Source organism: Streptomyces sp. RKAG290, from assembly GCF_023701695.1.
Lineage (GTDB): Bacteria > Actinomycetota > Actinomycetes > Streptomycetales > Streptomycetaceae > Streptomyces.
On sequence record NZ_JAJOZC010000001.1, the window covers coordinates 6,843,371 to 6,858,571 of the forward strand.

At 70.9% G+C, this 15,201-nt stretch carries 14 protein-coding genes and 1 pseudogene; 7 read left to right on the forward strand and 8 right to left on the reverse strand.

Annotated elements, in window-relative coordinates; genetic code table 11:
- The first annotated feature begins 12 nt into the window (after nt 1–12).
- The 3 genes from LNW71_RS30310 to LNW71_RS30320 are packed head-to-tail and all read left to right on the forward strand — an operon-like array spanning nt 13 to nt 2,854.
- The gene (locus LNW71_RS30310; RefSeq protein WP_250971102.1) at nt 13–696 is read left to right on the forward strand and encodes an ABC transporter ATP-binding protein; all 684 of its coding nucleotides are present in this window, start codon (nt 13–15) and stop codon (nt 694–696) included.
- Complete coding sequence (locus LNW71_RS30315) at nt 696–2,684, forward strand: permease (protein WP_250971103.1); 1,989 nt, start codon at nt 696–698, stop codon at nt 2,682–2,684. Before LNW71_RS30310 ends, LNW71_RS30315 begins: the two co-directional genes overlap by 1 nt.
- Nucleotides 2,681–2,854, forward strand: a complete 174-nt coding sequence (locus LNW71_RS30320) for a hypothetical protein (RefSeq protein ID WP_250971104.1) — start codon at nt 2,681–2,683, stop codon at nt 2,852–2,854. Before LNW71_RS30315 ends, LNW71_RS30320 begins: the two co-directional genes overlap by 4 nt.
- A 34-nt stretch (nt 2,855–2,888) precedes the next feature.
- On the opposite strand, the gene LNW71_RS30325 is transcribed toward LNW71_RS30320, so the two are convergent.
- The 6 genes from LNW71_RS30325 to LNW71_RS30350 form a co-directional block, all read right to left on the reverse strand.
- Nucleotides 2,889–4,295 (reverse strand): cytosine permease, encoded by a 1,407-nt coding sequence (locus tag LNW71_RS30325; protein ID WP_250971105.1) that lies wholly within the window; start codon nt 4,293–4,295, stop codon nt 2,889–2,891.
- Nucleotides 4,296–4,352: 57 nt separating this feature from the next.
- Entirely contained in the window at nt 4,353–5,288 is a 936-nt protein-coding gene (locus LNW71_RS30330; RefSeq protein ID WP_250971106.1) for an ABC transporter substrate-binding protein, read from the reverse strand.
- A gap of 5 nt (nt 5,289–5,293) precedes the next feature.
- Nucleotides 5,294–5,971 (reverse strand): ABC transporter permease, encoded by a 678-nt coding sequence (locus tag LNW71_RS30335; protein WP_250971107.1) that lies wholly within the window; start codon nt 5,969–5,971, stop codon nt 5,294–5,296.
- A gap of 4 nt (nt 5,972–5,975) precedes the next feature.
- A complete protein-coding gene (locus LNW71_RS30340; RefSeq protein ID WP_250971108.1) occupies nt 5,976–6,626 on the reverse strand; it encodes an ABC transporter permease in 651 nt (216 codons plus the stop codon).
- On the reverse strand, nt 6,623–7,690 hold the full coding sequence (locus LNW71_RS30345) for an ABC transporter ATP-binding protein (protein ID WP_250971109.1): 1,068 nt from the start codon (nt 7,688–7,690) through the stop codon (nt 6,623–6,625). The genes LNW71_RS30340 and LNW71_RS30345 overlap by 4 nt, the downstream gene beginning before the upstream one ends.
- 834 nt (nt 7,691–8,524) lie before the next feature.
- Complete coding sequence (locus LNW71_RS30350; RefSeq protein ID WP_250971110.1) at nt 8,525–8,971, reverse strand: TIGR03618 family F420-dependent PPOX class oxidoreductase; 447 nt, start codon at nt 8,969–8,971, stop codon at nt 8,525–8,527.
- A 227-nt stretch (nt 8,972–9,198) separates the two neighbouring features.
- Here LNW71_RS30350 and LNW71_RS30355 point away from each other — a divergent pair, with 227 nt between their 5' ends.
- On the forward strand, nt 9,199–11,424 hold the full coding sequence (locus LNW71_RS30355) for a serine/threonine-protein kinase (protein ID WP_250971111.1): 2,226 nt from the start codon (nt 9,199–9,201) through the stop codon (nt 11,422–11,424).
- Nucleotides 11,425–11,602: 178 nt separating this feature from the next.
- On the opposite strand, the gene LNW71_RS30360 is transcribed toward LNW71_RS30355, so the two are convergent.
- Both LNW71_RS30360 and LNW71_RS30365 read right to left on the reverse strand, forming a co-directional pair.
- The gene (locus tag LNW71_RS30360; protein WP_250971112.1) at nt 11,603–12,031 is read right to left on the reverse strand and encodes a nucleoside deaminase; all 429 of its coding nucleotides are present in this window, start codon (nt 12,029–12,031) and stop codon (nt 11,603–11,605) included.
- Complete coding sequence (locus tag LNW71_RS30365) at nt 12,028–12,891, reverse strand: LLM class flavin-dependent oxidoreductase (protein WP_250971113.1); 864 nt, start codon at nt 12,889–12,891, stop codon at nt 12,028–12,030. The genes LNW71_RS30360 and LNW71_RS30365 overlap by 4 nt, the downstream gene beginning before the upstream one ends.
- A gap of 94 nt (nt 12,892–12,985) precedes the next feature.
- Here LNW71_RS30365 and LNW71_RS30370 point away from each other — a divergent pair, with 94 nt between their 5' ends.
- The 3 genes and pseudogenes from LNW71_RS30370 (at nt 12,986) to LNW71_RS30380 (ending at nt 15,141) form a co-directional block, all read left to right on the forward strand.
- On the forward strand, nt 12,986–13,456 hold the full coding sequence (locus LNW71_RS30370; RefSeq protein ID WP_250971114.1) for an Lrp/AsnC family transcriptional regulator: 471 nt from the start codon (nt 12,986–12,988) through the stop codon (nt 13,454–13,456).
- Between the two features lie 125 nt (nt 13,457–13,581).
- Nucleotides 13,582–13,993: pseudogene (locus LNW71_RS30375) on the forward strand (YciI family protein).
- Complete coding sequence (locus LNW71_RS30380; RefSeq protein WP_250972196.1) at nt 13,990–15,141, forward strand: RNA polymerase sigma factor; 1,152 nt, start codon at nt 13,990–13,992, stop codon at nt 15,139–15,141. Before LNW71_RS30375 ends, LNW71_RS30380 begins: the two are co-directional and overlap by 4 nt.
- Nucleotides 15,142–15,201 lie beyond the last annotated feature (60 nt).

Consider the following 15,201-nt stretch of genomic DNA (forward strand, 5'->3'; position numbering starts at 1 on the left):
AGGCACGTTTCTGTGGACCGGCAGGACTCTTCGGGGCTCCACGTCAGCGACCTGTACTACGAGGTCGCCGGGCGGACTCTCCTCGACGGTGTGGAGCTGTCCGTGGCCCGGGGCGAGTCCGTCGCCGTGACCGGCCCGAGTGGATCAGGCAAGTCGACCCTCCTCATGTGCGTACTCGGCCTGATCGAACCGCAGGCGGGAACCATCACGGCAGCGGGCAGGGACATCACCGGACTCGGACCGGCGCGGCTCGCCCAGGCACGCCGGGAGACGCTGAGCATGGTGTTCCAGTTCGGCGAACTCCTCCCCGAACTCAGCCCGGTGGAGAACGTCGCCCTGCCGGTCCTGCTCGCCGGTGGACGCCATCAGGACGCCTACCGGCGGGCGGAGGAACTCCTCGGTGAACTCGGTGTCCCCACCGGGTCCGTTCCCACCGGCACACTCTCCGGCGGCGAGCGTCAGCGCACTGCCGTCGCCCGCGCCCTGATCACCGAGCCCGCCGTCCTGCTCGCCGACGAGCCCACCGGAGCCCTCGATCCGCAGGCCAAGGAGGCAGTCGCCACCCTCCTGTTCACGGCCGCACGCGACCGGGGCTGCGCACTCCTGGTCGTGACCCACGACGTCTCGGTGGCCGATCGCGCCGACCGGCGCCACGAACTGCGCGGCGGGGTCCTGACCGCAGCGGGAGCCCTCTGATGCGGAACCGCATCCGCACCGCGTCCACCCTGTTCAGGATCGGCCTCGCCGCAGGCCGTGCCACGCCCGGTGACCGCTTGCGATGGTGGGGCCTGTTCGGCGCCGCGGCCGCCGTCGCCTTCGTCGTCCTGGCGAGCGTGGCCACCGTCGCGACCTTTGACGGCCGGGAGACCAGGGCCGACGCCAGAGGTCCGGTGGTCACCTTCGGCAGGGACGCCCCTCTGCTGTACCGGATGGGGGCCGACGCCGTCGGCAGCCGTCCCGTCTCCCTGGTCTTCGTCCGGCCGCTCACCGCCGATGCTCCGGTGCCCGCCGGTGTGACCCGCTGGCCCGAGCCGGGCGAGGTGCTGCTCTCTCCCGAACTCATCCGTACCGGGGCCGGGGAAGGAATCCTGACCCGCTACGGACGGTTCGCCGGCACCGTCACCACGGACGGCCTGGTCACTCCCTCCGAGCGGATCGCCTACGTGCGGGTGGCGGACGAGGCGCCCAGGAACGATCGCAGGTGGCTGCCCGTGTCCGGCTTCGGCAGCAACGGCGCAGCGACGGGGGAGATGGTCGATCAGCCGGCGGTGAGCTCTCCTCTCCTCGCCCTGTGGGCCTTGACCGGGCTGCCCGCCCTCGCTCTGACCGTCGTCGCCGCACGGGTAGGCTCCCGCACCCGCGACCGGCGCAGCAGCCTGCTGCAGGCGCTGGGCGGCACATGGCGCCACCGCATGGGCGTCAACATCGGCGAGGCGGCCGTCCCGGCCGCGCTGGGCACAGTCACCGCGCTCGTCCCGTACGCCGTCGCATCCGTGCGCAGCACACGCCTGGCGCCCACTGGGTACATCCTCGATGAGCGCGATGTGTGGGGCGCCTGGCCCATGGCGGCCGTTGCGGCAGTGGTGTCTCTGGTGGTGGTGCTCGCCGTCGTGGTGGGCGCGCACCGCGTTCACCGGGACGGTACGTCCACCCGCCCCACCACCTTCGGCGACCGGGTCCCCGCATGGCGCCTGGGCCTGTGCGGTGCGGGCGTCGCCCTGGTCCTGACGAGCCAGTACCTGCCCCGCAAGGCGCAGCTCTTCGTCTTCACCTCCGGAACCGTCGTGATGTGGGCCTTCCTGTCCTCCGTCGTGGCCCTCCTCACCCGTCGCCTGGGTTCCTCGGTCGCCGACAGCGGGAGACGCAAGGGGCATCCGGGCCGTCTGATCGGCGGGCGGTGGACGCATGCGCACCCCGGCGTGGTCGTCCGCCTCGCGCTGGCGATGGTGATCGGCATCGGCATCGTCGCCCAGATGCAGGTGTGGACCAGCAGGCTCGGAGTTCACTCGCAAGCGGCGGCCGCCACGCACCAGCGGATCAAGGACACCGTGATCGAGGTGACCTCCAGCAGCATGACCGCGGCGCGGACCGGCCGCTTTCGTTCCTCTCTGCCGGCCGGGGCAGTTCTGCTGAGCCGTACGTTCCATGATCCCGGACCGCCGCGAGATCCATGGGTCACGGTCGGAGGAACCTGCCGCGACCTGCGCGTCCTGCGGGTGAGGTGTCACGGTGGTGCGACGACACCGACCGGCGGAAACGCCCAGGTGGAGGAGATGCGCCGCTGGTACGGCAACCTCAGGTTCGAACCGGTCCCACGGTTCAGCGTGAAACCGGACAGCACGCAGTCCCTCCTCGTCGTGACCTCGGCCCCTGGACAGTTGGCCGAGGTGAAACGGGCCGCCTTCACGCTCCCCAACCCTCCGGTGCAGGTCGAGGCGTTGGGAGGGAACTGGCTTGGGTCCTCCCGCTCCCGGCTGCCGAACTGGATTCAGCTGTTCGGCATCACCGGCATCCTCTTCGTCCTCGGAGCCGGCGCGGTGAGCGCGGCGGCCGAGTTCGTCCGGATCCGCCACGCTCTCGCCCCGCTCTCCGTCCTGACCGGCCGGCGCCGGGTGTTCCGGTCCGTGGCCGCATGGCACCTCACCGCGCCCCTGCTCATCGCGACCGTCGTCACAGGGCGGTGACCGCGTGGCACTCGGTGTTCTTCATCGCCCTGGTGCAGGAGGGCTCGGTGTCCTGGACCGTTCTGGCAGCCGGCGTCTCAGCGTGTGCCGCGGTCTCCCTGGCCGTCGGACTCCTCGGCGCACGCGCGGCAGCGCGCGAGGCCGAACGGTGGAGGCCGACCGCCGACTGAGGCACTGGTAGGCCGAACCCCCGGGGCACAGCCGCTACTTCTGCGCAGAGGCCAGGGTGTACGACGTCTCCTCGGGGACGGGCGGCGTCTCACGGCGGGCCAGCAGGTAGTAAAGCGCCGCCGGGACCGTCAGGCCCACGATCCAGGAGATGTCCGCGCCGCCCAGCGGAGCCGCCAGCGGGCCCGTGTAGAAGTGCGTCACGAGGAACGGGAGCTGGGCGAGGATGCCCACCCCGTAGACCGTGAGGGCCTCCCAGCGCCAGGCGCCGTAGCGGCCCTGCGGATCGAAGAGCGCCGGGATGTCGTACCGCTCCCGCGAGATCAGGTAGTAGTCGACCAGGTTGATCGCCGACCAGGGCGTGAAGAACGTCAGCAGGAACAGCAGGAAGTCCTTGAAGGACGTCAGGAAGCTGTCCTTGCCCAGGAGCGCCACCACCGTCCCCGCCACCATGATCAGCGCGATGTACGCGGTCCTGCCGCGCGGCGACAGCGCCTTCCGGCCGCGGAATCCGCTGATGCCGGTCACCATCGACATGAAGCCGCCGTAGGTGTTGAGCACGTTGATGGTCAGCTTGCCGAGCGCGATCACGAAGTACAGGAACGACGCGATCAGGCCCGTGCCGCCCAGGCCGACCAGGTATCCGACCTGGTTCGCGAGGAACGCGTCCCCCGCGCTCGCCGCGACGAGCACTCCGAACGTCGTCGACCACTGCGAGCCGATGGCCGAACCGGAAAGGGTCCACCAGAACGTGGCCCGCCCCGACGTCGTACGCGGCAGATAGCGCGAGTAGTCCGCGACGTACGGCCCGAAGGCGAGCTGCCAGGATGCCGAGAGGGATACCGCGAGCAGGAACATCGGCAGGTCGAAGTGTGCGTCCCCGAGCAGCGCGGACAGGTCGACCCGGTCCAGGAGGCGGATGCCCAGGAAGACGAAGGCGAGCGCGCAGACCACACTGGCCACCCGCCCCAGGACGTGGATCACGCGGTAGCCGACCGCCGCCGTCACCGCGGTGACGACCGCGAAGAGGATGATGCCGGTGGTGTCGTTCGTGTGCGTGAGCTGGGCCGTCGCCTGCCCGGCGAGGACGCTGCCGCTCGCGAAGAAGCCCACGTACATGAGGACGACCAGGAGCAGGGGAACGGCCGCGCCACGCACCCCGAACTGGGCGCGGGACTGGATCATCTGGGGCAGGCCGAGCTTCGGGCCCTGCGCGGAGTGCAGGGCCATGACGGTGCCCCCGAGCAGATTGCCCAGCAGCAGGCCGGTCGCCGACCACACCACGTCGCCGCCGAAGACGACGGCGAGTGCGCCGGTGACCACCGCCGTGATCTGGAGGTTGGCACCGAGCCACAGAGTGAACTGACTGAACGCGGTCCCGTGCCGTTCGTCGTCCGGGACGACGTCGATGGAGCGTCGTTCCACCAGTTTTTCAGCTGCCATGACTCGGTTACCTGGCCTCTCGGTGATGTGTGCTGCCGCTCGGTCCGGGGGCGGCAGCTACTTCTTCTTGATCCCGTGCTCCGCCGCCCAGTCGTTCGCGACGTCCTCGGGGTCCTTCTTGTCCTTGTCCACCAGGCGGTTGAGCTCGGTGAGGTCCTTGGTCGTCAGCGCGTTGCCGAGACGGCCGAGTGCCTTGCGGACCGTCGAGTCGGCCTTGCGGTCGGCGATGAGGGGGACCACGTGCTGACCGGGGATCAGGTTCTTGGGGTCGGTGAGGACGACCCAGTGCTCGGCGACGATGTCGGTGTCGGTGGTGAAGAGGTTCGCGACGTCGACGTCGCCCTTCTTCAGGGCGCCCTTGACGAGCGGCCCCGAGGAGTCGAGGGACTTGAACTCCTTGAACTCCACGCCGTACACGTCCTTGAGGCCCACCGAACCCACCGCCCGCTTCTTGACTTCGGGTGCCGCACCGATGACGAGCTTGCCGTTGTGCGCGGCGAGGTCGGCGAGGGACGCGAGACCGTACTTGTCGGCGGTCTCCCGGGTGACGACGAAGGCGTCGGAGTCCTCGGCACTGCCGTAGGGGAGTATCTGGAGGCCGTCCGGCAGGACCATGGCGAGGGCGTTCTGCATCTCGCCCTCGGCCGAGGCCGTGGACTTGGCGTCGAGATAGTGCAGCAGGGCGCCCTGGTATTCGGGCAGGAGGTCGATGTCGCCGCCCTTGAGGGCGGGGATGAGGATCTCGCGGGTGCCGAGGTTGGGGCGGACCGTGGTCTTGACTCCGGCCGCCTCCAGTGCGGCGGCGTACAGGTATCCCAGCACCTGGTTCTCGGTGAAGTTGGCGGTGCCGATGGTGACGCCGTCCTTGCTGGAGCCTGCGCCCTTGCCGCCGGAGCCCTGCCCGTCGAGGGAGGTGATGCCACCGCTGCAGGCGGCGAGGGCGGGGACGGAGGCGGCGGCGAAGAGCCCGCCGAGGAGAGTCCTGCGGTTCATGGTGCTTACTCCTGGGCCGACTTGGCGGGGCGGTGACGGAAAAGGACGCGCTGGAGTGCGGAGAGCGCGAGATCGAGTACGACGGCGACGACCGCCACGAGTACGGCGCCCCCGAGCACCTGCACGAGGTCGCGCTGGGCGAGCCCGTCGAAGACGTACCGGCCGAGCCCCCCGAAGGAGACGTAGGCGGCGATGGTGGCCGTCGCGACGACCTGGATGAGCGCGAGCCTGAGCCCGGTCATGATCAGGGGGAGCGCGAGCGGCAGTTCGACCTGGAGGAGGACCTGGTGCCGGCGCATCCCCTGGCCGCGCGCCGCGTCCCGCACCTCGGGGTCGACGGCCGTCATCCCGGCGTAGGTGTTGGTGACGATGGAGGGAACGGCAAGCGCCACGAGGGCGATGTAGACGGGCCACATCGACAGTCCACTGGCGAGGAAGACCAGCACGACGAGCCCGACCGTGGGCAGCGCGCGTCCGAAACTGGACAGGTTGATGGCGAGGAAGGCACCGCGCCCGGTGTGCCCGATGAGCAGGCCGACCGGCAGCGCGATGGCGGCGGCGACGAGGGTGGCGAGCAGCGAGTACTGCAGGTGCTCGGCGAGGCGGTGCCCGATGCCGTCGGGACCGGCCCACTGCTCGCCGCTGACCAGCCAGGCGCCGAGGCCCTTGAGGAGTTCGTACATCAGGTCAGGCCCTCTGCTTCTGCCGGCGGGTCCAGGGCGTCAGTACGTACTGGAGGGTGACGAGCAGTGCGTCCGCGACGAGCGCGAGGAGCAGGGTCAGGACGACTCCGACGATGACGGGGGTGGGGAAGTTGCGCTGGAAGCCGTCCGTGAAGAGCTGTCCGAGTCCGCCGTCGCCGATGTACGTGGCCACGGAGACGAGGGAGATGGCCATCACCGTCGCGATCCGCACCCCCGCCATGATCACGGGGAGGGCGAGGGGCAGTTCGACGGTGAGCAGGGTGCGCAGCGGCCGGGTGCCCATGGCCTTGGCGGCTTCCTTGGTCCTGGCGGGGACGGAGTCCAGACCCTCGACCGTGTTCCGCAGGAGTACGACGAGCGTGTAGATCGTCAGGCCGATGACCGTGGTGGTGCGGGTGAGCCCGCTGACCGGCAGGAGGAGTACGAAGACGGCGATGGACGGGATGGTGAACAGGACGTTCGACAGGCCGAGGAGGAGCCCGCGCAGTTGCGGTACACGGTGTGCGACCACGGCCAGGGGGAGCGAGATGACCAGGCCGAGGAGCACGGCGGTGAGGGCGGCCTGGAGGTGGGAGAGCGTCAGGGTGGCGAGATCACCGGTGTGGTCGGATATCCACGACCAGTCCACGGTCATGCGGCGACCGCGCTTGCCGCGCTGTGCACGTGCCCCGCGTGTGCGTGGATGTCCTCGCGGGACGTCACGCCCGTGAGGACACCGGCCGCGTCGACGCGTGCGACCAGTCCGCTCGGTGCGGAGATCGACTCGTTGAGAGCCGAGAGGAGTGAGTCGGTGTCCCGCAGGGGGCGGACCGGCATCTGCGTGTCCGTGTCGGTGTCGCGCCAGGCCAGCGGCTTTCGGGCGGCGTCGAGGGACAGCTGCCAGCGGGTGCCTTCAGGCGCGGGCCCCTGGGGGACCTCCGCGAGCGTCGTCAGGGAGAGCAGCTTCAGGCCGCGCTCCGCGCCCAGGAAGTCCGCGACGAACGCGTCCGAGGGGCGGGCCAGCAGTTCGGCGGGGGCGGCGCACTGGACGAGGTGGCCGCCGGTGCGGAAGACGGCTATGCGGTCGCCGAGCCGGACCGCCTCGTCGATGTCGTGCGTGACGAAGACGATGGTCTTGTTCAAGTCTCTCTGCAGGCGCAGGAGTTCGTCCTGGAGCTGGGTGCGGACCACGGGGTCGACGGCGCCGAACGGCTCGTCCATCAGAAGTACCGGCGGGTCCGCGGCGAGCGCGCGGGCCACGCCCACGCGCTGCTGCTGGCCGCCGGACAGCTGATGCGGATAGCGCCGGCCGGCGTCGGCGGACAGGCCGACCGTCTCCAGGAGTTCCGCCGCCCGCGCCCGCGCCTTCCTGCGGCCCCAGCCGAGCAGCAGCGGCACGGTCGCGATGTTGTCCAGGACTGTGCGGTGCGGGAAGAGCCCGGACTGCTGGATGACGTAGCCGATGGAGCGGCGCAGCTCGGCGGCGTCCTGCTCCAGGACGTCCCTGCCGTTGACCCTGATCGTCCCGGAGCTCGGATCGACCATGCGGTTGATCATGCGGAGCGTCGTCGTCTTGCCGCAACCGGAAGATCCGACGAGGACGGTCACGCCCCCTTCCGGCATCTCGAGGGTGAGGTCGTGTACCGCGACTGTGCCGTTCGGGAAGCGCTTGTGGACCTTGTCGAACTGGATCATGAGGAGTCCCTTACCCGGCTGCATATCATCATGCAGAGTTCTCGGTGACTGAATGGATTGTCAATAGGTTGTCGCCACTCGGGCGTAAATCCCTGGCGATGAGCGGTCGTAGGGCAAGACGGAGTGCCCGATCGGGGATGAATCATCACTGATGTCGTCTCATATCGTGGACGGGGTCGCCGACGACGCCGGCGCGATCGTCGTCCTGGACGGCCGCGGACCGATGGTCGCAGATACCGAACGGCTGGCCGAATTCGCCGCAAGTCGGTTCCGGTCGCCGACGGGGCGAGGCGTGTGGAGACCTCGCGGAAGGCTGCGCGGGAGATCGCCGCGTGGGTTGCGCCCGTGAGCGCGCGGCCGATACCGGTGCCAACCGGAACGGTTCCGTGCCGGCTGTCCGCACGGAGTTCAGCGCGCCCGGGCGGAGGCGGGAAGGGCCGTACTCCTCGGTCGCCTCGTCCAGCCGGCGGCCGGTGCCCAGCGTCGCGCAACGGCTTCGAGCACGGCACCTGAGAGGGCGTGGCGCCGACGGCGGCGCTCCCTGTCTGCGGCCACGGGACAGCGCATCCGGGTCGCCACGGCGACGGACGTCCTGGTCAGGCCGACAGCCAGGTGGAGGAATCCGCCAGGGCGGGCCGGCAGGAAGTCTCCCGGATTCTCGAAGTGCTGACGACGCCCCGGTGCCGTGCGCCGTCCGCCAGGGTCCCCACGTACCGCGTTCCCCCGCAGGCCTTCTCCAACTTGCGGCGCAGGTTCATGACATGGGCGTCGACAGTTCCGCCTCGGTGCTGCGGGCGGTGAGGAGCAGGATCGGCTTCCGTGAGTGCGGCCGGCTTCCGGCCCTGCCTCGAAGGACGGTCAGGGAGCCGGGGTGGGGCCGCCGGGCCGGAACCGCTCGACCCCGACGATGTGCCGCACCTTGACCGGGCGGACGATCACCGCGACCCGTTGCTCAGTCGGCATGACCCACTCGAACCGCTCAACGCCCAGGTACTTGCGGGCCAGCCGGTCCATCCGGTCATGCGCCTCCTGACCCTCGATGAAGCGGGTCACCTCGCCACTGATCTGCACCCGGTCGAAGGGGTCGTCGGCGTCCGCGTGCGAGAGGTAGACGCGCGGATCGCGGCGGAGGTTCTCCTCCTTCACCCGGCCCACCGAGGTGTTGAAGGTCAGCTCGCTCTCGCCCTCCAGATCCACCCACATCGGGCTGACCTGCGGCGCTCCGTCGGCGAACACGGTGCCGACGTACCAGATGTGGGCGGCCCGCAGTCGCGCGCGAACAGCCTCGTCGAAAGTCGCAGTCATCTGCGGAGGCTACCAACCATGATCGACGCGACGTTTCCGTGAGCCATGGATTCGCCGGGCCCCGTTCCTGTCCGCCCGGGCCGCAGCGCCCTACGCCCGGGGGCATTCTTCAACCGTGGTCGTCACCCGCGTTGCTCCGGCTCACCGCCCTGCGGCTAGTTTGTGTGCAGTACGGATACGCAGCCCGTGGTGGCAGAGGTGCACGGGGGAGCAGGAGGTCGGGAAGAGTGTCGCTGCGTGCAGGTGACCCAGTCGAGATCGGCGGCTATCCGCTTGAGGCACGGCTCGGCTCGGGCGGCATGGGCACGGTCTTCCTGGCCCGGACGAGCTCGGGGCGGCCTGTCGCCATCAAGCTGATCCATCAGCAGTTCGCGGGCGACGACGAGTTCCGCACCCGTTTCCGGCAGGAGGTGGCCGCGGCGAGGCGGGTGAGCGGCGCGTTCACCGCCGCCGTGGTCGACGCCGCCCCCGAGGCCGAGCAGCCGTGGATGGCAACGACCTACATCGAGGGGCACACGCTCGCCCAGCGCATCGCGGCCGACGGACCGCTGAACGGAGCGGAGCTGAAGCGGCTCGCCATCGGGCTGGCGGAGGCACTGCGGGACATCCACCGGGTGGGGGTCGTCCACCGGGACCTGAAGCCCTCGAACGTCGTGCTCTCGCAGGAGGGCCCGCGCGTCATCGACTTCGGCATCTCGCGCGCCGTGGACCAGCAGACGCTGACGATGACGGGGCGGGTCATCGGCACGCCACCCTTCATGTCACCGGAGCAGTTGCAGGCGCCGCGTGGTGTGGGGCCGAGGTCCGACGTCTTCTCGCTGGGGACACTCCTGGTGTACGCGGCTACGGGCCACGGGCCCTTCGACGCCGACAGCCCGTACATCACGGCGTACCAAGTGGTGCACGAGGAGCCGTTGCTGGGCGCCGTGCCGGTGGCCTTGCGCGCGGTCGTCGAGCCGTGCCTGGACAAGGAGCCCGAGGGGCGCCCCTCGGCGGACGAGCTCCTCGTGCTGCTGCGGGACCTGCCGGCCGAGCTCGGCGGGACCGACGGCGGGACCGACGCGCGCGGGGCCGGCGCGGGCCGCACCCGCGACATGATCACCCAGCAGCACCTCGCGACGCGGGCCCCGGCCGGCCCCGACACGGACAGCGCCGGCGCCCCCGTCGCCCGCAGGCTGCGCCGCCGATGGCGGCCCGTGCTCGCGGCCGCGGTAGCGGTGGCGGCGATCGGTGGGGGAGTCGCCGCGATGAAGGCGGGCGGCGTGGGGGAGAGCGGCGACGGGGACAAGGGCAACAGCGTCGCGGCGCCGGGTGCCGCGCTGCCGACCGGCTTCGGCCCGTGGCGCAAAACGGTGCCGGGCGGTCGCGAGGACATCCCCGACGAGCTGCGCTGCGTCGCGCACGGCGACGCGCTGTTCTGCGGCGGTGGCGGTGTGGTCGCGACCCGTATCCGGGCCTCGGACGGCTCGCGGGTGTGGACGGCGAAGAGCCCGGGCGTCCCCGTCCAGGGCATGCACCTGGTGGGCGCCACCGACGACACGGTGCTCGGATACCGCTTCGCCGCTCAGGACGCCCCGCAGGGCCCTCCCAGCGAGGTCGTGGCCATCGACGCGAACAGCGGCCGGGAGCTGTGGTCCGTGCCGTCGGGCGCCCAGTCGAAGGCCGTCACGGGGCGGACCCAGGACGCCCTCGTGGTCGGCTCCGCCGTCGTGACGGTCGACTCCTCCGACTCCCGCTTCGAAGCCCGGGACGCGCACAGCGGGGACGTCGCCTGGACGACGTCGTTCCCCGCAGGCACCCAGTGCGCTCCCGTCCCGGTGGGCCCGCAGCTCTACGCGATGTGCGCGATGAACACGGAGGTGGATGCCTCGGAGGTGCGCCACCCCACCCTGTACGCCGTCGACCGCACCTCGGGGTCTCTGGGCAGGCCCATCGCGGTCGACGGCCCGGCTGTGCCGATGGGAGTCGCCGACGGCAGTCTCGTACTGCTGCAGGAGCACATCGAGGGAACGGCGCTGGCCGGGTACGACGGGGTGGCGCGGGTCGACCCGTCCTCGCGGAAGGTCACGTACTCCCGGCTGGCCAAGACGTACGCGGGGACGCCCGGCATGGCGGGCGGCTCCGTCTACGTGAGCGGGCAGACCGGACTCGTCACCGCGCTCGACCCGGCGACCGGCCGGAAGAAGTGGTCGCGGCAGACGGGCGTGGAGGGTGCGTCGGGTCCCGTGGCGGGAGCCGGCGCGCTGTACTTCAGCTCGGCCACCGGCCGGGTGGCCGCGCTGTCCCCGAACGACGGCGCACCTCTGTGGGCAACAGATCCGCGGGCCGACGGTCTGACGGGCGAGCAGGGCGCGAGCCCGCGCGTGACCGTCGCGGGGCGTGCGGTGATCGTGGCCGCGGCCAAGAACACACTCTTCGCCTTCGACGCGCAGAACCCGCCGAAGTCCGGCTGACCCCGGCGGCACCGGACACCGACACACTCACGTCAAGAGTCAACTCTGCTCGTGAGTGTCGGCCCCAGGGGCCCGAACACGCACAACCCTCCCCAACACTCACGCCCGTGTGCCAGGGAGCTTCGTCGTTGCGCGGGTCCGCCCAACTCGAGGTCAGCACCTCAACAGTGGAAAGCGCTCAGCGGTAGTACCCCTCGAACACGGCTCGTACCTCGTCGAGCAGCGCGGGGCCGTGCTGTGGCACGGGCGGCCGACCGCTGCCCGGCCTGATGTCCAGGAGCTGGTCGTTGGACAGGGCGTACACCACCCGTCGTAGCCCGGCCTGCTGGATGACCGCCTCGCACATCCCGCACGGCTGGCAGCTGGTGTACATCGTGGTGCCCGCCGCCGTGGCCGCGTCCAGCTCACGCGCGGCCCACCTGGCGAGCTTCAGTTCCGGGTGCGCCGTGATGTCCTTGTCGGTGAGGGTCGTGTTGTGCTCCTGCGCCAGCACCGTGCCGTCCGGGCCCGCCAGCAGCGACCCGAACGGCGGGTCACCGCCCGCGCGGGCCTTGGCCGCGAGCGCGATGGCCTGTCTCAGGAGGGCGTGGTCATCGGGTGTGGTCATGACTGCTCCGTCACGGTGCGGGGTGAGTGGAAGTGCGCGGCCACTGTGGCGAGTGCCTGCCGGCCCGCCTGCGGGTGGCATGTCTCGCGGGGGTCGCCGTCGTAGTGGTCGAGGACGACGGTCTCGGCTCCCAGCAGCTTCAGTTGGTCGAGGTCATCCATGATCTGGTCGATCGTGCCCTCCCCGGCGAGCCGTTGCGGTCCGCTGAGCGGCGCCGCAGTGGGTTTGAGGGCGATCCGGGGGGCCAGGGCGGGCACGGGGAGGTGTTGCTCGTCCGCGGCCGCCTCCAGCCTGACCGCGGCTTCGCGCAGCCACGGCATGGTGCAGCGCAGCGGGTGCCATGCGTCCCCGAGTCGCACGGCGCGGCGCAGTCCCGCGTCGCTGTTGCCGCCGACCCACACCGGGATCTTCCGCTTTCCGTAGTCGGCGGTGTCCGCCCAGGCCGCCCGCATGTCCCGCAGGTGGTCGTCGGTCAGGCGTCCTCGGCGTTCGAAGGGAATCCCGAGGGCGGCGAACTCCTGCCGTGCCCAGCCCACCCCCATGCCGAGGACCAGCCGGCCGCCGCTCAGCTCGTTCAGATTGGCCGCCATCCGGGCCGTGAGCAGCGGGTGCCGGTAGGGCGCGATGAGGACTGTCGTGCCGAGCCGGACCCGGGTCGTGAGGCCGGCCAGCCAGGACAGGGTGGTGAAGGGCTCGTAGAAGGGCGCCGGATACTGCTTGGCGACGTCGGGCGTGATGGCGACGTGGTCCGAGACCATCAGCAGGTCGAAGCCCAGGCCCTCCACGGTCTGGGCCCAGTTCCGCAGGACTCCCGGGTCGGTTCCCGGGCCGAAATTGAGGACGTTGACGCCGATCTTCATGCAGATCAGCCTAGCCAGGCCAGATGGGCCGTCAGAAGAGATTCCTGCCTGTTCAGACGCGGTTCGCCCGTGGATACCCCGGTAATCTGGCCGGATGACCGAGAATCTTGACTCGACGGACTGGGCGATCCTGGATGAGCTTCAGCGGGACGGCCGGATCGCGTTCACGGAGCTGGCACGGCGGGTGAACCTGAGCGCGTCGGCGACGACGGAGCGGGTGCGGCGCCTGGAGGCGACAGAGGTGATCACGGGCTACCGGGCTCAGGTACATCTGGAGCGGACCGGATATGCGGTGCTGGCAGTGGTGCGGCTGAAGTACCCGGGCAACCGGCACGAGCCGTTGCGCAGGCTGCTCGGGGAACGTCTGGAGATCCTGGAGTGCCTGCGCACCACCGGGGACGACTGCTACGTCATGAAGGTGGCAGCCACATCGATGGCCCACCTCGAGGAGATCGTCGACGCGCTGGCCGAGTTCGGGAGCACGACCACCAACGTCGTCCTCAGCCGGACTCTGCCGTCCCGCGGCCCGCAGGAGCCCAGGGTGAATACCCCGGCCGCTCTCTGAGCGATCACCCGTCCGACAGAAGAACCCAGGGACAGTCGGACGGCGATGTCGAGATCCCGTGGCCGGCTCCGTCACCGTAGTGAGAGCGGCCGGAACGGGCCGCACCGGTACCGAGGAGAGACACCATGGCCAAGTACCTGCTGCTCAAACACTACCGCGGCGCTCCGGCTCCGGTCAACGACGTGCCCATGGACCAGTGGACGCCGGAGGAGATCTCGGCCCACCATGAGTGACTTCGCGGCCCGGCTGGAGACGACCGGCGAGTTCGTCGACAGCCAGGCCCTCTCGTCCGAGGGGACGTTCGTCCGCTACGACGGCGAGGGGCGCCCGCCGGTCACCGACGGCCCGTTCGCCGAGACCAAGGACGTCATCGCCGGCTGGATGGTGATCGACGTCGACAGCTACGAGCGTGCCGTGGAGCTGGCCGGAGAGCTGTCGGCCGCCCCCGGGGCGGGTGGCAAGCCGATCCACGAATGGCTGGAGCTACGCCCGTTCATGGGCGCGCACCCCACCATCACGGAGTGCCCCCATCGATGAACGAGGCCCTGCTGAGGACCCTCACGCCTGGCGTGCTCGCCGTCCTCGTCCGCCGCGGAGCCGACTTCGCGGCCGCCGAGGACGCCGTGCAGGACGCACTCGTCGAGGCGTTGCGCGTCTGGCCGGACGACCCTCCGCGCGATGCGAAGGGCTGGCTGATCACCGTCGCCTGGCGCAAGTTCCTCGACGCGATGCGGTCGGACGCCGCTCGCCGCAGGCGTGAGGACCTCGTCGACGAGGAGCTGCCGCCCGGACCCGGGCAGCCGCCCGCGGTGGACGACACGCTCCAGCTCTATTTCCTGTGCGCCCACCCGTCGCTGACACCGGCCTCCGCGGTCGCCCTCACGCTGCGCGCTGTCGGCGGGCTGACCACCCACCAGATCGCCCAGGCCTACCTGGTGCCCGAGCCGACCATGGCGCAACGCATCAGCCGGGCCAAGCGCACCGTCTCCGGCGTGCGGTTCGACCAGCCCGGCGATGTCGCCACCGTGCTGCGCGTTCTCTACCTGGTCTTCAACGAGGGCTACTCCGGCGACGTCGACCTCGCCGCCGAAGCCATCCGGCTCACCCGGCAGCTCGCGGCTGCCGTCGACCACCCGGAGGCGGCGGGGTTGCTCGCTCTCATGCTGCTCCACCACGCCCGGCGTGCCGCCCGGACCGCGTCCGACGGCAGCCTGGTGCCGCTCGCCGAGCAGGACCGCGGGCGCTGGGACACCGGGTCGATCGCCGAGGGCGTCGGGATCCTCCAGGCCGCCCTCGCCCGCGACCGGCTGGGCGAGTTCCAGGCCCAGGCCGCCATCGCCGCACTCCACGCCGACGCGCCCACCGCCGAGGAGACCGACTGGGTGCAGATCGTCGAGTGGTACGACGAGCTCGTGCGCCTGACCGACAGCCCGGTCGTCCGGCTCAACCGCGCGGTCGCCGTCGGGGAGGCCGACGGACCGCGCGCCGGCCTCGCGGCGCTCGCGGCCCTGGACGTCTCACTGCCCCGCCACGCCGCGGTTGCGGCGCACCTCCACGAGCGCGACGGCAACCTGGCGGCGGCGGCCCGGCTGTACGCCGAGGCGGCGCACAAGGCACCCAACCTCGCCGAGCGCGACCACCTGACCCGCCAGGCCGCCCGGCTCAACACCCGCCGACGGCAGTGAGGTTCGTGCGCGGATTCCCCCGCGGCTCCGGCCGCAGCCTCTCACGTGGTGGGTAAAGGA